This window comes from Cellvibrio polysaccharolyticus, assembly GCF_015182315.1.
GTDB lineage: Bacteria > Pseudomonadota > Gammaproteobacteria > Pseudomonadales > Cellvibrionaceae > Cellvibrio > Cellvibrio polysaccharolyticus.
Genome location: NZ_PRDL01000001.1, coordinates 2,212,198 through 2,230,820, shown reverse-complemented (window position 1 = coordinate 2,230,820; position 18,623 = coordinate 2,212,198). Strand labels below are relative to the sequence as shown.

Annotated in this window: 17 protein-coding genes; 2 read left to right on the top strand and 15 right to left on the bottom strand. The window is 52.7% G+C overall.

What is annotated here, in order from left to right:
- Positions 1 to 21 precede the first annotated feature (21 nt).
- From murB to C4F51_RS09480, 10 genes are all read right to left on the bottom strand, one after another.
- Complete coding sequence (gene murB, locus C4F51_RS09525) at positions 22 to 1,056, bottom strand: UDP-N-acetylmuramate dehydrogenase (protein ID WP_328701335.1); 1,035 nt, start codon at positions 1,054 to 1,056, stop codon at positions 22 to 24.
- On the bottom strand, positions 1,053 to 1,553 hold the full coding sequence (locus C4F51_RS09520; RefSeq protein ID WP_193909311.1) for a low molecular weight protein-tyrosine-phosphatase: 501 nt from the start codon (positions 1,551 to 1,553) through the stop codon (positions 1,053 to 1,055). The genes murB and C4F51_RS09520 overlap by 4 nt, the downstream gene beginning before the upstream one ends.
- On the bottom strand, positions 1,550 to 2,317 hold the full coding sequence (kdsB, locus tag C4F51_RS09515) for a 3-deoxy-manno-octulosonate cytidylyltransferase (protein ID WP_193909309.1): 768 nt from the start codon (positions 2,315 to 2,317) through the stop codon (positions 1,550 to 1,552). The genes C4F51_RS09520 and kdsB overlap by 4 nt, the downstream gene beginning before the upstream one ends.
- Positions 2,314 to 3,336 (bottom strand): tetraacyldisaccharide 4'-kinase, encoded by a 1,023-nt coding sequence (gene lpxK, locus C4F51_RS09510; RefSeq protein ID WP_202987661.1) that lies wholly within the window; start codon positions 3,334 to 3,336, stop codon positions 2,314 to 2,316. The genes kdsB and lpxK overlap by 4 nt, the downstream gene beginning before the upstream one ends.
- Positions 3,337 to 3,361: 25 nt before the next feature.
- Entirely contained in the window at positions 3,362 to 3,787 is a 426-nt protein-coding gene (locus C4F51_RS09505) for an ExbD/TolR family protein (RefSeq protein ID WP_193909308.1), read from the bottom strand.
- Between the two features lie 20 nt (positions 3,788 to 3,807).
- Positions 3,808 to 4,437: a MotA/TolQ/ExbB proton channel family protein gene (locus tag C4F51_RS09500; protein ID WP_193909306.1), complete on the bottom strand. Its 630-nt coding sequence runs from the start codon at positions 4,435 to 4,437 to the stop codon at positions 3,808 to 3,810.
- 136 nt (positions 4,438 to 4,573) lie between these two features.
- On the bottom strand, positions 4,574 to 6,904 hold the full coding sequence (locus C4F51_RS09495; RefSeq protein WP_193909304.1) for a DNA internalization-related competence protein ComEC/Rec2: 2,331 nt from the start codon (positions 6,902 to 6,904) through the stop codon (positions 4,574 to 4,576).
- A gap of 38 nt (positions 6,905 to 6,942) precedes the next feature.
- Positions 6,943 to 8,184 (bottom strand): lipoprotein-releasing ABC transporter permease subunit, encoded by a 1,242-nt coding sequence (locus C4F51_RS09490; protein WP_193909302.1) that lies wholly within the window; start codon positions 8,182 to 8,184, stop codon positions 6,943 to 6,945.
- Positions 8,181 to 8,915 carry a lipoprotein-releasing ABC transporter ATP-binding protein LolD gene (lolD, locus tag C4F51_RS09485; protein ID WP_193909300.1) on the bottom strand — a complete coding sequence of 245 codons (735 nt, stop codon included), beginning with the start codon at positions 8,913 to 8,915 and terminating at the stop codon, positions 8,181 to 8,183. The genes C4F51_RS09490 and lolD overlap by 4 nt, the downstream gene beginning before the upstream one ends.
- Before the next feature lie 15 nt (positions 8,916 to 8,930).
- Positions 8,931 to 10,208 carry a lipoprotein-releasing ABC transporter permease subunit gene (locus C4F51_RS09480; protein ID WP_235992313.1) on the bottom strand — a complete coding sequence of 426 codons (1,278 nt, stop codon included), beginning with the start codon at positions 10,206 to 10,208 and terminating at the stop codon, positions 8,931 to 8,933.
- Positions 10,209 to 10,287: 79 nt separating this feature from the next.
- Here C4F51_RS09480 and C4F51_RS09475 point away from each other — a divergent pair, with 79 nt between their 5' ends.
- Together C4F51_RS09475 and C4F51_RS09470 are read left to right on the top strand one after the other, a co-directional pair.
- The gene (locus C4F51_RS09475) at positions 10,288 to 10,854 is read left to right on the top strand and encodes a PilZ domain-containing protein (protein ID WP_193909299.1); all 567 of its coding nucleotides are present in this window, start codon (positions 10,288 to 10,290) and stop codon (positions 10,852 to 10,854) included.
- 5 nt (positions 10,855 to 10,859) lie between these two features.
- Positions 10,860 to 11,171: a hypothetical protein gene (locus C4F51_RS09470; protein WP_193909297.1), complete on the top strand. Its 312-nt coding sequence runs from the start codon at positions 10,860 to 10,862 to the stop codon at positions 11,169 to 11,171.
- 59 nt (positions 11,172 to 11,230) lie between these two features.
- On the opposite strand, the gene cysN is transcribed toward C4F51_RS09470, so the two are convergent.
- The 5 genes from cysN to gyrA form a co-directional block, all read right to left on the bottom strand.
- The gene (gene cysN / locus C4F51_RS09465) at positions 11,231 to 12,643 is read right to left on the bottom strand and encodes a sulfate adenylyltransferase subunit CysN (RefSeq protein WP_193909294.1); all 1,413 of its coding nucleotides are present in this window, start codon (positions 12,641 to 12,643) and stop codon (positions 11,231 to 11,233) included.
- Between the two features lie 88 nt (positions 12,644 to 12,731).
- Positions 12,732 to 13,640, bottom strand: coding sequence for a sulfate adenylyltransferase subunit CysD (gene cysD, locus C4F51_RS09460; RefSeq protein WP_193909292.1), 909 nt, complete (start codon positions 13,638 to 13,640; stop codon positions 12,732 to 12,734).
- A gap of 95 nt (positions 13,641 to 13,735) precedes the next feature.
- Positions 13,736 to 14,638, bottom strand: coding sequence for a prephenate dehydrogenase/arogenate dehydrogenase family protein (locus tag C4F51_RS09455; RefSeq protein ID WP_193909290.1), 903 nt, complete (start codon positions 14,636 to 14,638; stop codon positions 13,736 to 13,738).
- Between the two features lie 5 nt (positions 14,639 to 14,643).
- Entirely contained in the window at positions 14,644 to 15,753 is a 1,110-nt protein-coding gene (gene pheA, locus C4F51_RS09450) for a prephenate dehydratase (protein ID WP_193909287.1), read from the bottom strand.
- A gap of 53 nt (positions 15,754 to 15,806) precedes the next feature.
- Positions 15,807 to 18,584 carry a DNA gyrase subunit A gene (gyrA, locus tag C4F51_RS09445; protein ID WP_193909285.1) on the bottom strand — a complete coding sequence of 926 codons (2,778 nt, stop codon included), beginning with the start codon at positions 18,582 to 18,584 and terminating at the stop codon, positions 15,807 to 15,809.
- Positions 18,585 to 18,623 lie beyond the last annotated feature (39 nt).

Genomic DNA, 18,623 nt, shown 5'->3' with positions numbered 1-18,623 from the left:
GGAATTCAATCACATTTTAGTTCAATCTAATTGAAACGGAATAATCACCGGCTCCATTTCGAGGCAAATACCGTAACAATCTTTAACGTTGTCAGCAATTTCCTGCGCCAAGGCCAGCAGTTCATTACCACTGCCGCGCCCGGGATTGGTTAACACCAGCGCCTGCGAATGATGCACCGCAACCGGGCCTTTTACCCTGCCCTTCCATCCTGCCTGATCAATCAGCCAGGCAGCCGGCACCTTAACGCAAGTTGCATCCACCGGGTAAGCGGGCATATCAGGGTGGCGGGATTGCAGTTGCTCCGCCTGAACCAGGCTGATCACCGGGTTTTTAAAAAAGCTGCCGGCATTGGGGATGACCGCCGGGTCTGGCAGTTTGGCGCGGCGCAGGTTGCAAACCGCTTCACGAATCCGGTGCGGGTCAATTTCAACATCCGTGGGAGATAACACCTCTTGCAATGCCGGATAGACCAGATTGGTGCGAGGCTTCCTGAAAAGCCGGAAGGTAACCGCGGTAATAATAATCTTGCCCGCCAGGCCATGTTTGAAAACGCTGTCACGATAGGCAAAAGCACAATCGGCAGCGGCAAGCGTAATCGGCTCACCCGATACGGCATCAATACCCTGCACTTGCTCGATAAGCTCGCCAATCTCAACACCATAGGCGCCGATATTCTGCACCGGCGAGGCCCCTACCGTGCCCGGTATGAGAGAGAGATTTTCCAGACCGTAGTAGCCCAGTTGCAGCGATTGCCTTACCCAGTCATCCCATACCTCACCGGCGGCAACAGTTACGCAGACAGTTTGCTCATCTTCGCCAACTACACTAAAACCTTTATTGGCGATATGCACAACCAGGCCGGGCACATCGCCCCGCAGCACAATATTGCTGCCGCCGCCGATCACGGTTAATGCAAGCTGTTGCTGACGGGCGGCGGCCAGCACGTCTGGCAACTGGCGCTCGTCGGTAATGGCAACAAACCATTCGGCCCGGGCGGTAATCGCCAAGGTGTTATGCGGTTGCAAATCGACATTACGGGAAAACAGGTTTGTCACAAACGGGCCTGCTTTGGCGGGTTCAGGTGATGCTGGCGAATATGCTCCAACAGTCCTTCTGCGGCATCATCAATCAAGTCGAGTACCAGCGAAAAGCCATCTTCACCGCCGTAGTAAGGGTCTGGCACTTCGGTATGCGTTTGCTGGCGGGAGAAACTTAAAAACAAACCGGTTTTTGCAGAAAAAGCGGCAACGCCCAGCAGATGGATATCGGCAAGGTTGGCTTCATCCATTGCCAGTACATAATCAAATTGATCCAGATCCGCAGCGATTACCTGACGCGCTCGCAACGCCGATAAATCGAAGGAGCGCGCCGCCGCGGCACGAATGGTTCTGGCATCCGGCGCTTTGCCCCGGTGCCAGTCAGCGGTACCGGCAGAGTCAATATGAATCAGATGCGACAAGCCGGCATCTTCCACCTTTTTGCGGAAAACACCTTCGGCGGTGGGTGAGCGGCAAATATTGCCAAGACACACAAACAGTACACTGACAGTCATGATGCGGTTTCCAGAATGGCTTTTACCCGTGCCAGATCTGCCTCGGTATCTACCCCGCCGGGTACATCAACACAAGCCTGATCAACGTGAATCATATGGCCATTCCACATCACGCGTAATTGCTCCAGCAATTCCACGCGCTCAATAGGCGCAACGCTCCAATGAACGAATTCATTCAATAAAGAAACGCGGTAAGCGTAGATACCAATGTGCCGTTGGAACACAAAATTATCCGGCAAGCTTGTTTTATCCTCACCGGCAAAATGCTCGCGCGGCCAGGGAATGGCGGCGCGACTGAAATACAAAGCACGACCGTTTTTGTCCGCCACCACTTTTACAATGTTGGGGTTTTCAAAATCGCTACGGGCATGAATAGGCTCACTGAGCGTAGCAACACTGGCGTGCGCTGCCGAGGCCAGATTGGCCGCTACCTGATTGATAACCGCCGCAGGAATCAGCGGCTCGTCGCCCTGAACATTCACCACGATATCATCATGAGCAAGGCCGAGCTGCGAGGCAACTTCCTGCAAACGGTCCGTGCCCGACGGGTGATCTTTTGAAGTCATGCTGACACGCGCACCAAAGCTGCGAGCCAGGTCGGCAATGCGCTCATCGTCGGTGGCGATAATGACTTCTTTTGCCTCACTTTCGCAGGCGCGTTCGTAAACATGCTGAATCATCGGTTTGCCAGCGATATCACGCAGCGGCTTGGCAGGCAAACGGGTAGAGGCATAACGGGCGGGAATGACAACGTAAAAGCTCATTGGATATCCGTTTTGGAAAAATGTGAAAGTAAACTGCGATCAACGAGTTGATCAAATGCGGTAAAAAAATCGTTGGGTAATGCTGCTTCTACCTGCAGAAAAAACCAGTCATCTTTTGCAAAAGCGCGGCACTTCACCGCGTCTTTTTCGGTCATCACAATGGGCAGTTTTTCGGCAAACTGAAAATCGCCAACCCCATAATTGTGATGATCGGGAAAAACATGCGTGACCGGTTTCCACTGCAATTGGCGCAGTGTCGAAAAAAAACGTTCCGGATTACCAATACCGGCAACCGCATGAACACGTTCACCGTCCGGAAAAAATTCTTTGGCTTTGCCAGCCAGCAACGGCTGCAATGCAACGGGTTGCATGCTCATCGAATGAACGGCGTAAGGAATCAATGGCATTTCCCGGGCGCTGTTAAGTACGATCAAATCCACCGAAGCAAGTCGCGAAACGGGCTCTCGCAAAGGGCCTGACGGTAGCGAAAAACCATTGCCGAAACCGCGAATGCCATCGACAACAACAATCTCGATATCACGCCCCAGGCGGTAATGTTGCAAGCCGTCATCACTGAGGAGAATATCGCACCCGGAAGCCATCAACGTATGGGCGCTGGCAACCCGGTCAGAACCCACACACACCGGGCAACCGGTGCGTTGAAAAATGGTCAGCGGCTCGTCACCACTTTCTTCTGCCCGGGTCTGCTCATTCAGCAGTAGCGGGTAATGTGCGGAACGACCACCATAACCACGGCTGACCACACCGGGCTTGAAGCCGCGTGCTTGCAAATGGCTTACGAGGGCGATTAGCAACGGCGTTTTTCCGGTGCCGCCAACGGTAATATTGCCCACCACAATCACCGGCAGCGGTATTTTTTTCTGCGCAAAACGCTTTAGCCAGAAAGCCCGCAAACAGCTCACCAGCCGGTACAGCAACGCCAAAGGTAATAACCAGAGCGTCCAGCGCGCCTTGCCATACCAGGCATCCAGCCAACGGGTTTCGCGATTGTCAGTCAATGTGTTGTTCGCTCATGATAATAACTCAGGGCGATTCGGCTTGCGGTTCACGGGTGGTGATACTCAACCGGACAAACCCGGCCTGCCCTGCCACATCCATTGCCGTTACAACCGCCTGGTGCGGTGTGCGGGCATCGGCGGTAATGGTTAACGGCGTTTGCGTATCACCGTCTGATAATTGCAACAGCGCTGTTTTCAGGGTTTCAGCCTGGTTGTTAATCAGGCCCTGACCATTCACCTGGTAACCGCCATCCGCGCCAATTACCACATCCAGCCGATTACCGGTTTCGGTTGACGGGTTGCCAACGGCTTCCGGCAGATCAATGGTGAGGTGGGTATTTTTGGTGAAGGTGGTCGACACCATAAAAAAAATCAGCAACAAAAATACAACATCAATTAATGGTGTCAGGTTGATCATGTCATCTTCCCGACGCTGTCTGCGAAATTGCACGGCAGCTACTCCTTTCGCAATTACACCAGTTTTACATCGACACGGCGATCGCTGTGCAGCGCATCAACCAGTTTGATCGACTCTTCTTCCATCGTAACTACGATAGAGTCGATACGGCGCAGAAAGAAGCGATGGAAAATCATGGCAGGAATCGCCACACCCAGCCCGGCTGCGGTAGTAATCAGCGCTTCGGAAATACCACCGGCAAGCGCCGCGGTGTTGCCGCTACCACCTTCCAGCATAATTGCGCTGAACACCTTGATCATGCCAAAAACGGTGCCGAGCAGGCCGAGCAGTGGCGCAATGGCGGCAATAGTGCCGAGCAAACCAACGTACTTTTCCAATTGGTGAATAACCTGATTGGCAGCTTCCTGAATACTGTCTTTCATCACTTCGCGGCCATGGCGGGAGTTGCTCAAGCCGGCCGCCAGAATTTGTCCCAGCGGGGACGATTGCTTCAGCTCGCGCAGGCGTGCTGCATCAATCTGGTTGTTTTTAATCCAGCTCCATACTTGTGCCAGTAAGTTGCGAGGTGCAATTTTTGCCGGATTCAAGGTCCAGTAACGCTCTACCGTAATGGCGATTACCGCGACTGAACAAAGAATGATGGGTAGCATCATCCAGCCACCGGCGACAATAATTTCAAACACGTAACGGCTCCTTTTATTTTTCCGCTCGTCTGGCGGCTGCAAATAGCGCTGCGTACATTATCACAAGCGTCGGCGAAAACCATGTTGCAGCACGCCTTTTTGTCGCCCGATTCCCACATTTGCGCAGCGCGGCAAGTCATTGCTCCCGGTTGTCATGCCAGTAACGCCGACTGATCTGCCGCTGCCCGGTTATGGTCAGCGGGCCGGCTCCGGTGGAGCGCACCATCACGGCACCACCGTAGGCGGTGTTGAACATAGCGCTGCCTTGTGCCTCGAAACGCCTCACCACCTCGGCATGGGGATGGCCAAACCGGCTTTGGTAACCTGCGCTGAATACCACAACCTCGGGGGCGAGTACGCTTACAAAGGTTTCGGTAGAAGAGGTGCGGCTGCCATGGTGGCCAGCTGCCAACAAGGTTACCGGTTTGGTCAGTGCCGGTTGTGTAACCAGCCAGCGCTCAACAGCCTGCTCGGCATCGCCGGGCAACAGGAAACGATGTTCGCCGTAGCTTATTTGAAAAATGCAGGAGTGATTATTCGACGTACTGGCAAGGTGAGCGGGAATACCGACAAAGGAAAATTCAACACCGTCTGCCTGCCAGGATGCCTCTTCGTGGCAATTGCCGGAAACATCAAGCAAGGTGTCCGGTATGGCCGTCATATCGCCCCACAAAACACGGTTGACCTGCAAGCCATTCAGCACACCGTCCAGACCACCGGCGTGGTCGTTGTCATTATGACTGACAATTAATGTGTCAAGAACCCGGGTACCCGTGCGGTGCAAATAAGGAACAACAATGGCACTGCCCGCATCAAATTTTTCGCTAAAACGCGGGCCTGTGTCGTAAAGCAATGTTTGCGACGGTGTTTTGATAACCACCGCCAGCCCTTGCCCGACATCCAGAAAAGTCAGCTGCAACGGCGACCGGCGTTCATAAGGCAGCCAGATTACCAACAACAATAAAGGTGCCGCCAACCAACGACCGAGCAAACCTTTCGGCAACAAACACAAGGCGCAAGCCAGCAATGCCAGTATCACCTGCAAACCATTCAAGGCGATCACCGGGTTCACCTTATCGCCGGCCAGCGTCAGCAGTAACGCATCCCACTGCAATAACAACTGAATACCGTACAACCCGAGCGACACCAGCATCCCGGCCAGCGTAGGCGAGAGTATTTCCAGAGGCAAGGCGAGCAGCAAACAGGGAACCACCCACAGCGTTACCAACGGGATGGCCAGCAGGTTGGCGATGGGAGCAACCAGTGAGACGGAGTGAATTAATAGCGCCAGTGGTACAAACAAACCGGCAAAAATAACCGTTTGTGCACGCACCAGACTTTTTCCGGGATAGTGTTTTTCTTTCAAAAACGCGTAACCCGAAAAACTTGCCAGCAAGGTGGCCACAGCACCAAAAGACAACCATAAACCCGGGTCGTAAGCCGCCAGCGGGTCTACCAGTAATACCAGCACCCACGCCAGCAACAAGGCATCGCGACTGCGAAAACTGCGCTGACACAAGACCACCAGTTGTGCCACCAGCACCATAACAATGGCTCGCCGGGTGGGCAAACTGAGTCCGGCCAATAAACTGTAAAGCACCGCTGCTGCTACAGAACAACTGCATGCCAGCCATAAGGGCGATGCCCGCTCATTGAATAATAAACGCAATCGCCCCAGCGTCATGCCGATGAAAAAAGCGAGCACCGCCACAAAGCTGACATGCATGCCGGAGATGGCAATTAAATGATTGGTACCGGTGCGCTGCAAGAGTTGCCAATGTTCGGCGGGGATTAACGAGCGATCACCAATTATCAGCGCCAGCGCGATACCTCGCCATGGGCTATCGGTGGTTGCCAACATCCATTGGCGTATTTGAAAGCGCCAGTGGTCGACGTCATAAAGCGCCGCGTTTTGCAATTTTTTATTAATACGATGGTGTTGCCCAATGCTTCCGATCGCGCCCACATCTCGCCGCATCAACCAACCCTGATAATCAAAACCACCCGGATTAACAAAGCCTCCCGGCTTTTTTAATTTCACGAGGAACTGCCAATGCTCGCCCGATTGAACCTCGTGGGTGTAATTAAACCAGCTCAGGCGAATTTTTTTGGGCAGTGCCGCCGCTGGCAAAACACCATCAAGGCTTTCAAGGTGGGAAACCGCTATTACAAACCCCTGCCGCTGTTCATCTATTACCGGAAGATCGACTATTTTTCCCTGTAACAACAACTCCTGCCCTACCCATTGCTCGTCCAATACATTATCAAGCAAATGATGGCCGTAGCCGATTCCCCACGACATACCAGCAGACAAGGCGATGAAAAATAAAAGAGGACGGGACGTAAAACGCAGATAAACCGGCAGCAGAACAAGCGGCACAAAGATGAATAGCCAGTGTGGTAACACCGGCAATAAACTGATGGCAATTATGCCAAAGGAAACGGCGAGCAGTAATGCAGGTAACATGACATCTGCCCTCCCTGGCAGCGGTGTAGAATGTCAGGCTATTCGTAACGCAAGGCTTCTGCCGGTTGCACCCGGCTGGCACGCCAGGCGGGGTAAAGGCTGGCGATCACACTGATGGCCAGAGCGGTGCCGCCAATATAAATGACATCGCCCCACTGCAAGTCGGATGGCAAATAACTGATGGGATACACATCCGAATGAAGAAATTGTATGCCGGTAATGCGTTCGATGCCCTGCGCCAGATCAGTCACCACCAGCGATAGGCCGACGCCGAGAACAATACCGGCAGAGGTTCCGATCAAACCGATCAAACCACCCTGCACCATAAAAATGCCAACGATGTCGGAGGTAGATGCACCCAGCGTGCGGAGGATGGCAATATCGCCCTGCTTGTCGACCACCACCATAATTAATGTGGAAACCAGATTGAACGCTGCGATGGCGATAATCAAAAATAACAGCAACTCTACCAGCCGCTTCGACATATGAATGGCTTCGTATAAATTACCCTGGGTGCGCGTCCAGTTGGAACCGTAATAGCCGGAAGGCAATTCGTTAACCATCAGCCGCATCACTTCCGGTGCCGCAAATAAATCATCAAGCTGCAAGCGAATCCCGGTAGCCTCGCCCGGAAAGGGGGTTAATGAGGATGCTGCCGATAGCCCCATTAATGCCAGGTACTGATCAATACCGGTACCGCTGTCGAGGATGGCGATAACATCGAGCGCACGAATACGCGGTGCCGTTTGACCATCACGACCACTGGCCGGAATAACCAGGCTGATTGTTTGGCCAACCGCTACCTGCAATTTATCCGCAATGCCTTTTCCCAATACCAGCGCTTGCGGGTTGTTGGACAACTCGTCAAACACACGCGCGGGCAAGTAATTTTTCAGTGCTGAATATTGCAACTCCAGCGCCGGTTCAATACCGAAAAGGTTGACTGGTTCAGCGCGGCGCTGCCAGGAAACCAGCCCTTGCACCTGAACAAATGGCGAGGCGCCCAGCACATGAGGCTGACGCATCGCCAGATCAATTAAAGGGCCGGTATCGGCAATGCTGCCGGCGCTGTGATAGAGCGTTGCCTGCGGCATGATGCCCAGAATACGTTCACGCAATTCGCGGTCGAAACCATTCATGATCGACAGCACCACAATCAGCAGTGCCACACCGATAACCAACCCGACCGTAGAGAGCGTGGAAATAAAAGAAACCAGCCGACTATGACGGCGGGAGATGCCGTAACGCGCACCGATAAAAAATGTCAGCCGGTTAATCAAGACGAAACCCTGCCCGCTTGCGCATGACTGAACACACTGGCCGGAACGTCGGTAAATAATTCGCCGTCAATCAAGGTCAGGGTGCGATCCATGCGCGCGGCGAGGCGTTGATCGTGGGTTACCACCACAAAACTGGTGGACAGTGTGTGGTTCAACTCCAGCATTAACTGATGAATACCCTCACCCGAATGGCTATCGAGATTGCCGGTAGGCTCATCCATTAATACGCACGCGGGTTGAGTAACCAATGCACGGGCAATCGCTACCCGCTGACGCTCGCCACCCGACAGCTCCGAAGGTTTGTGCTCAACACGGTGTGCCAGCCCTACCCGCTCCAGCATTGCCGCGGCGCGCGCGTTGGCTTCATTGCGATCCAGCCGGCCAATCAACAACGGCATGGCCACATTTTCCAGCGCGGTAAATTCCGGCAACAGGTGATGAAACTGGTAAACAAAACCCAGGCTGCGATTGCGCAAACGGCCGCGCGCATCCGCATTCAGTGCCGACAGCTGTTGGCCGGCAACGGCCACCTGGCCGTGATCAGGCGTATCCAGACCACCGAGAATATTTAATAGCGTCGATTTACCGGAGCCCGAGGCCCCCACAATGGCCACCCGCTCACCGGCGACCACAGAAAAATTGATATTTTTAAGCACATTGACATTCAAGGCGCCCTGACGGTAACCCTTGGTTACCGCGTCGCAGTGCAGCACCACATGTTGTTCACTCATGAAAACCTCTGGCAGTTATTCATAACGGAGGGCTTCAGCAGGCTCAATTTGCGCTGCACGCCAGGCCGGGTACAAGGTTGCCAGCACACTCAGAACGAGCGCTGTCAAACAGATACGCAGCACATCATCAACCAATAATACCGATGGTAAATAACTGATAAAAAATACGTTGGGATCAAAAATTTGCACGCCGGTAATGGCTTGTATTGAAGCGATGACCGAATTCAGAGTCAGTGCCAGCACACAACCCAACACCGCGCCAATCAAGGTACCGATAAACCCGACGGCACTGCCCTGCACCACGAATATCGCCATCACCTGGCGAGACGTTAAACCCAGGGTGCGCAACACCGCAATGTCAGACCGCTTGTCGGCCACCATCAGCACCAGGCTGGATACAATATTAAACGCAGCCACAGCAATGATAATGCTGAGCAAGGTCGCGATAACAATTTTCTCCATCTTGACGGCTTGAAACAGGCTGCCCTGGGTTTGACTCCAGTCCTTTACGGAAAAGTCACCACCCAATTGATTGGCCAATTCGGACATCACCGGGCCGGCACGGTAAATATCATTGACTTTAACATGCAGACCCTGCGGCCCGGAGGCTCTGAACAGGCGCCGGGCATCATCCAGATGAATCATCGCCAGCGTCTGGTCTACCTCGGCGCCCACTTCAAATACGCCGACCAGCGTGAAGCGCTTGGTGCGAGGGTAAACGCCCGCCATGGTGATACTGATATCCGGCAATGTCAGAGTAACTTTGTCACCGGGCGCCAGCCCCAGGCTGCGGGCCAGCAAGCTGCCCATAATAATGCCGAACTCACCTGGCTGAAGACGCTCCAGACTGCCAACCAGCATGTGCTGATCAACAATAGACACCTTGCCTTCGGCCTCTGGCAGAATGCCCTGCAGTTGAATGCTCTCGACGCCGCGCTCGTAAGTGACCATGGCAAAGCGGCTGAGATAAGGGGCAGACGCGATGACCTCCGGGTGCTCAGCAATGCGAAGGGAGGTTGCGTTCCAATCTTCAAGGTAGGGTTGCTGGTCAATAAAGCCGTGCGGAACAACACTGAGAATGCGCTGTTTCATCTCCCGATCAAAGCCGTTCATTACCGACAGTACGACGATCAGCGACATAACGCCCAGCGCCATGCCTATCAGCGAAAACGCGCTGATAAAAGAGATAAACTGGTTACGCCGGCGGGCGCGGGTGTAGCGTAACCCGATATACAAAGGGATATTTTTCAACATGGCAGCATTTAAACCCAACGTCTGATCCAGCACAAGCATAGCCGCTTATTCGATACAACAATTACCGCAAAATGGGACTTGTGCTATTGTTGCGCTATCCATCGAAAGGGTCGGAATCATGTCAGAACGTCGCAGCTTTTTTCGTATCAACGAGAATATCGCACTCGAGTATCGGCAGGTTGATGAAGCCACCGCATTGCAGGAAGAGCCGGAGCATCTGTATGTGAATGCCGCCTCGCTGGCGCTCTATGCCGAGCTGAAGAAAATTGATAGCGAGAATGCCGCGCTGTTATTTCAATTGAAGAATGACAACCGCACGCTTGGCGAATATTTGCACAACATCAATCGAAAAATTGATCTGGTCAGCCAGCAATTAATGTCTTCCCATATGCCACCGGCGCTGGCCAGCTTGCCCAGCCAGGTGAATATGAGTGAAGGCGGCATCGCTTTTGGCTCAACCAAACCGATTGATATTAATAGCCACATTGCCTTGCGCATGACATTTTTACCGAGCTATGCCGGCGTGGTAGTGTTTGCGAAAATTATCCGCTGTGAACTCGACCCACACGGCGAATACCAAATTGCTGCAAAATTTATCAGAGCGCGGGATGCGCAATTGCAAATTATCGGCCAGCAAATAATGCGTGCGCAAATGGCAGACCGAAGACAACATATCCGGGATTGAGAACAATGATTAAAGCAGGAACTTTTATTTTTTCAGCCACGTTGCTACTGGCTGCGCTTAGCACCAGTGTAACCGCACACGCCGATACCCTGATTATTCCCGTTGGCCAGCAAGCCGGCGATGCGGCAGATATGGAACGCCCGAAAACCGGAGCGCTGCGTTCCGAGGTTAGCAGACAATTCGGTGAACCCATCAGCAAAACGGCCGGCAAAGGCAACCCGCCAATTTCATCCTGGGAATATAAAGACTTCGTGGTGTATTTTGAAAACGACCACGTCATCCATTCCGTCCTGAAACATCGCCCTTACGTAGATTAAAAAAAACCGGCAGTTGCCTTGAAGAGCAACTGCCGGTTTTTTATTGCCGAAAAAATCGATTAACGATTCAGATCCAGCGCGCCCCAGTGCGGGAAGTGCTTACGAACCAGCGCATTCAATTCCAGCTCAAATTCGCTATAGCCCGCTGACGCAGCAGCGCTGTCTGCCAGCAGTTCTGTCACCATACCGCCACCTACAGTGATATTGGTAAGACGATCAATAACGATGAAAGCACCCGTTGCGCGGTTATCAACGTAACGATCTGCCACCACTTTCTGATTGAGCGCAATATCAACCAACGCGATGTCGTTCAGCTGCAAATTATCTACGCGAGTATGTTCCTGAGTGTTGACATCAATACGATGCTCAACCGACTCAACACGACCGCTGACAACCTTGCTGGCAAATTTGAACAGATATTCTGTGCCCGGCTGACAGGGCTTCTCAGTCATCCATACCAGATGCGATTTGATACGGCTGGTTTCTTTTACACCATTGTCGTCAGCGAGTACCAGAGTATCGCCACGGCTCACATCAATCTCGCGATCCAGCGTGATGGTAATGGCCTGTCCTGCAAAGGCTTCGGCCAATTCACCGTCATAAGTAACGATGGATTTAACAACTGCAGTTTTGTCGGAAGGTAATACACGAATGCTATCACCAGTCTTGACTACGCCAGAGGCAACATTGCCGCAAAAACCGCGGAAGTCGAGGTTCGGGCGATTAACGTATTGCACCGGGAAACGGAAATCATCGTAGTTGTTGTTGGCGGTAACCGGAACAGTTTCCAGAATTTCCATCAACGTCTGGCCTTTGTACCAGTCAGCTTTTTCAGAACGATTAACGACGTTATCGCCTTCCAATGCAGACATGGGCACAAAGTGAATGTCTTTCATATTCAAACCGGCAGCGAATGCCAGGTAATCGGCCTTGATCTTCTCAAATACCTGCTGGTCAAAGCCCAGCAAATCCATCTTGTTGATGGCGACAACAATATGACGAATACCCAGCAACGAAGCAATGTAACTGTGGCGACGGGTCTGCGTCATCACGCCATAACGCGCATCAATCAAAATAATAGCCAGGTCACAAGTGGATGCACCGGTAACCATGTTGCGGGTGTACTGTTCGTGACCGGGGGTGTCGGCAATAATAAATTTACGTTTTGCGGTAGAAAAATAACGGTAAGCAACATCAATAGTAATGCCCTGCTCCCGCTCGGCCTGCAAGCCATCAACCAGCAACGCCAGGTCAATTTTTTCACCGGTGGTGCCGTGTTTGGTGCTGTCGGAACGCACCGCTTCCAACTGATCTTCATAGATCATTTTGGTGTCGTGCAGCAAGCGACCAATTAATGTGCTTTTGCCATCATCGACGCTACCGCAGGTCAAAAAGCGCAGCAGTTCTTTTTGCTCATGCTGTTTAAGATACGCATCGATATCCGTTGCGATTAAATCTGACTGGTGAGACATAAAACCTATTCACTCCCGATAGTAATCCGTGAAACGAATTACAGTATTAACTGGATATTCCGGCTGGATGACAACAGGACTTCTGTAATCAGAAGTAACCTTCCTGCTTTTTCTTTTCCATGGAACCGGAACTATCGTGATCAATCACACGACCCTGGCGCTCGGAGGTGGTGGTTAACAGCATCTCCTGAATAATTTCCGGCAGAGTAGTCGCTTCCGACTCCACCGCACCGGTGAGCGGGTAGCAACCGAGAGTGCGGAAACGCACCATTTTTTCTTCTACTTTGTCTTCCGGACCAATCGGCATACGATCATCATCAACCATGATCAAAGTACCATCGCGCTCGACAACCGGGCGTTTGGCGGCAAAGTAAAGCGGAACAATCGGGATGCCTTCCAGGTGAATGTATTGCCAGATATCCAGCTCGGTCCAGTTGGACAGCGGGAAGACGCGAATGCTCTCGCCTTTATCAACACGGCCGTTGTAGATATTCCACAACTCGGGGCGCTGATTTTTTGGATCCCAGCGATGGTTTTTGTCGCGGAAAGAATAGACGCGCTCTTTTGCACGGGATTTTTCCTCGTCGCGACGCGCACCACCAAAGGCAGCGTCGAAACCGTGCTTGTTCAATGCTTGCTTGAGGCCCTGGGTTTTCATGATATCGGTGTGTTTGGCGCTACCGTGCACAAACGGATTGATGTTCATGTCCACACCTTCCTGATTGATATGTACAATCAGATCCCAACCGAGTTCCTTGATGCGCTCATCACGGAACTTGATCATTTCCTGGAATTTCCAGGTAGTGTCAACGTGCATTAACGGGAATGGTGGTTTACCGGGATAAAAAGCTTTCATGGTCAGATGCATCATGACCGCAGAATCTTTACCGACGGAATACAACATCACCGGCTTATCAAATTCTGCCGCGACTTCGCGGATAATATGAATGCTTTCCGCTTCGAGCTGCTTCAGGTGTGTCAGGTTGTAATTCGACATTCAGGGACTACCGAGTAAATATAAAATAAACCCCGCGGTGTGAGCGCAGGTCAGTTATTGCAGCGGTGTGAGCGCGACAACAACCGGATTAATGATTAACTTTCTTTGGTCAGCATATTTGTAAAATGATCACGCGCTGTTTTCGCTCGCGTGAATACTTCCAGCAAATAGTCACTGTCCTCACTTTCAATACTGCTGCGCAAGCGCATCAGATTATCAATAAACAAATCCAGCGCCGTTAAAACGCTGTCTTTATTTGCCCGCATAATGTCATGCCACATGATCGGATCACTGGAGGCGATGCGGGTAAAATCCCGAAAACCGCCTGCGGCATAACGAAAAATGTTCGGGTTGCCAATGTCTTGCGCCAGCGTATCAACCAGCGAATAGGCAATGGCATGGGGCAAATGACTGGTCGCCGCCAACACATCGTCGTGTTCGGCTACCGACATTTCAAGCACTTCGGCGCCGACTGTCTGCCACATGGTAGTGACGCGCTGCAAATGCGCTGCACCGGTTTCTGCCGAAGGGGTCAAAATTACCCGGTGGTTTACATAAAGGTCAGGGTTGGCTGCGGTAACGCCGCTTTTTTCAGAGCCGGCAATAGGATGCCCCGGCACAAACTGCGCAGGAACGTCACCGTAAATTCGCTCAACCGCTTTTTGCACACTGCCTTTAACACTGGCGCCGTCGGTGATGGTTACGTCCGGCGATATCAATTCACGAACCTGGCTTAACACCAGGTCAACCGACAGCGTTGGCACCGAGATAAAAATAACATCCCCTGCCGTCAGCTCACCGGCAATGGCCTCCAAATTATCATAAGCGCGGTCAACCACACCGAGACGTACCGCATCGGCACAGGTTTGTTGGTTGCGAGCGATTCCGATAACTTCACGACAACCGCCGCGCTGTTTCAAACCGGTGGCGAGACTGCCGCCGATCAAACCGATGCCGATAATAACCAGCTTATTCACAGAAGGCGTACTGACAGTCATCGATTTTACAGCACCGCTTTCGGGTAGGAGCCGAGCAGCTTCAAATCCGCTACACGTTCCGGCAAGTCTTGCAGTACCTGACGAATGGCGTCGTCGTCTACATGGCCTGAGAAATCAATGAAGAATACGTAGGTCCACACACCACTGCGCGACGGGCGGGTTTCCACGCGCGTCAAATCAATGCCATGACGGTGGAACGGCTCCAGCAAATTGTGCAGCGCACCCGGCTCATTGCGGGTTGACACCACGATGGATGTTTTATCAACACCGCTCGCTGGCACCTGCTGGGTACCAATAATTAAAAAGCGGGTGGAGTTATCCGGCTGGTCTTCAATTTTTTCAGAAAGAATTTTCAGCTCGTAACGCTCTGCCGCCAGGCTGCCGGCAATCGCGGCAGCATTCCACTCGCCCTTCAGACGTCTTGCCGCTTCAGCATTGCTGTTCACGGCGATACGTTCAGCTTTCGGGTAATGCGCATCGAGCCAGTTGCGGCATTGTGCCAACGACTGCGAGTGAGAGTAGATGCGGCTGATATTGTTAACGCTGGTAACATCGGAAACCAGCAAATTGTGATGAATACGCAATTCCACTTCGCCACAAATTTTCAGGTTGGAGCCGAGAAAATTATCCAGCGTATGGTTAACCACACCTTCGGTAGAATTTTCTACCGGCACCACGCCGTAATTTACCGCACCGGATTCCACCTCGCGAAATACATCGTCAATGGTGGGGAAAGGTAATACCACCGCAGAATGGCCGAAATGTTTCAAGGCCGCCTGTTGGGTGAAGGTGCCTTCCGGTCCGAGATAAGCAACCTTGACCGGGTTTTCCAACGCCAGACAGGCAGACATAATTTCGCGGAACAAACGCGCCATTTCTTCGTTGCTTAACGGCCCCTGGTTTTGCTCCATCACCTTGCGCAGCACTTGCGCTTCACGCTCGGGGCGATAAAACAAAATGCGCGCGTCATCGGGCAAGTTGGCTTTTTTTACTTCTGCAACATCCTGCGCACATCTGGCGCGTGCGGCAATCAGCCGGGCGATGTCATCATCAATGGCATCAATGCGATTACGCAGTTCCAGTAATTTTTGCGCTTCGGTGAGTTCTGTCGACATAAATGAAATTCTGTGAAAAATAAAAAGCCACCCGTTACCGGGTGGCTGCGTCATTAATTTTCGCTGCTATCATCCGCTGCTGCGTCATTTTCCGGCGCCGCATCAACAGCAGAATCGTCTGCTTCGCTATGAGTCAATTCGCTTTCGGTGTCTTCATCCGCATAGTCGTCGAGAGACGCCAGCACCTGCACACGCTCAAGGCCAACCAGTGTTTCATCCTTGGCAAGCTTGATCAGGGTAACGCCCTGGGTGTTACGTCCGGAACTGGACACTTCATCAACACGGGTGCGCACCAGTGTGCCCTGGTCGGAAATCAGCATGATCTCTTCGCCGTCGTGCACTTGAATAGCGCTGACCAGCTTGCCGTTACGCTCACTGGTAACCATGGCGATAACGCCCTGGCCGCCACGACCGCGACGCGGGAACTTGCCCAAGCCGGTACGCTTACCGAAACCGCGCTCGGAAGCCGTAAGAATTTGAGCACCGGATTCCGGGATCAGCATGGAGATCAGTTGTTGCTCTTTACCTAAACGCATACCGCGTACACCGCGGGCAGTACGGCCCATGGTGCGCACTTTGCTCTCGGCGAAGCGCAGTACTTTGCCGGCGCTGGAGAACAGCATAACTTCTTTCGCACCGTCAGTAATGGCAGCAGCGATCAGGGTGTCGCCCTCTTCCAGCTTGAGGGCAATCAGGCCGGAGCTACGCGGACGGCTGAACTGTACCAGTGGTGTCTTCTTCACGGTACCGAAGGCGGTGGCCATGAAAATGAACGCGCCGGTCGCTTCAGCAACCAGCTCGGCAGTTTCGCCTTCAACCTCTTCAACTTCCTCGGCTTCTACAACTTCACCTTCGAGCACTACACTGTCGTCGTCCAGATCTTCATCATCGCCAGCGCTTTGCTGCAAGGCTTCGAGGTCGATTTGCAGCATGGCGGTGATGCGCTCACCTTCATCCAGCGGCAACAGGTTGACCAGCGGGCGACCACGCGCGGTACGCGAGGCTTCCGGAATTTCGAAGGTGCGCAACCAGTAAACTTTACCTTTACTGGAGAACAGCAACAGTGTCGCATGGCTGTTGGCCACCAGCAGGTGCTCAACGTAGTCTTCGTCTTTCACGCCAGTGGCCGATTTGCCCTTGCCGCCGCGACGCTGTGCCTCGTAGGCGGTCAGCGGCTGGCTCTTGGCATAACCGCCATGGGAGATGGTGACAACGCGCTCTTCTTCGGTGATCAGGTCGGCAATTGTCAGGTCCATGCTCGACGCAACAATTTCGGTGCGACGGTTATCGCTGTAATCGGCAATAACCTGTTGCAGCTCTTCGCGAATCACTTCCATCAAACGAACAGCGTTACCGAGAATTTCGAGGAATTCAGCGATCTGAATCAGCTTTTCGTCGTATTCGGCAAGCAGCTTGTCGTGCTCCATGCCGGTCAGACGGTGCAGACGCAATTCCAGAATCGCCTGGGCTTGCGCAGCCGATAAATAATATTTGCCATCGCGCAGTCCGAACTCCGCACCCAGATCTTCCGGGCGGCAGGCATCGTCACCGGCGCGCTCAAGGAAAGGAGCCATTTCGGTGGCGTCCCAACCTTGCGTCATCAAACCGTCTTTGGCATCAGCCGGTGTAGATGAGCGTTTGATTAGTTCAATAACCTTGTCGATGTTGGCGATAGCAACCGCCAAACCTTCGAGAATATGACCGCGTTCGCGCGCTTTGCGCAGCAAATAAACGGTACGGCGGGTAACCACTTCGCGACGGTGACGAACAAAGGCTTCAAGCAATTGTTTCAGGTTGAGAATCTTCGGCTGACCATCATCCAGCGCAACAACGTTTACGCCGAAGGTCGTTTGCAGCTGGGTTTGCTTGTACAGGTTGTTAAGCAGTACTTCGCCGGATTCGTTGCGTTTGACTTCAATAACAATGCGCATACCGTCTTTGTCAGACTCATCGCGCAGTTCACTGATGCCTTCAATTTTCTTTTCTTTAACCAGCTCGGCAATACGCTCAATCAAACGCGCTTTGTTCAACTGATAAGGAATTTCGTGAACAATAATGGTTTCGCGGCCGGTTTTTTCATCGCGCTCAACTTCTGCTTTTGCACGCACGATGATACTGCCACGGCCAGTGCGGTAAGCCTGCAAGATGCCGGCACGGCCATTGATGATGGCACCGGTGGGGAAATCGGGGCCGGGAATATATTCCATCAATTCGTCGATGGTGATGTCGGCATTGTCGATAAGCGCCAGACAGCCCTGCACCACTTCTTTCAGGTTGTGTGGCGGAATGTTGGTCGCCATACCCACCGCAATACCGGACGAGCCGTTAACCAGCAAGTTGGGAATACGGGTTGGTAATACCGCCGGAATCAGTTCGGTGCCGTCGTAGTTGGCAACGAAATCTACCGTTTCCTTATCGAGATCAGCGAGCAGATCGTGGGCAATTTTCGCCATACGGATTTCGGTATAACGCATCGCTGCCGCGCTGTCACCGTCTACCGAACCGAAGTTACCCTGACCGTCGACCAGCATGTAACGCAGGGAAAAAGGCTGCGCCATACGAACGATGGTGTCATAAACAGCAGAGTCGCCGTGCGGGTGGTATTTACCGATAACGTCACCCACCACACGGGCGGATTTTTTATAAGGCTTGTTCCAGTCGTTTTTCAGCTCGCTCATAGCGAACAGCACACGACGGTGAACCGGCTTGAGGCCGTCGCGCACATCGGGAAGTGCACGTCCGACAATAACGCTCATCGCGTAATCAAGGTAAGACTGCTTGAGTTCGTCTTCGATATTTACCGGTGAAATTTCTTTCGCGAATTCGACCATGGAATACAGCGTTCCTTATTGTGGCAAACAGTGATGGTG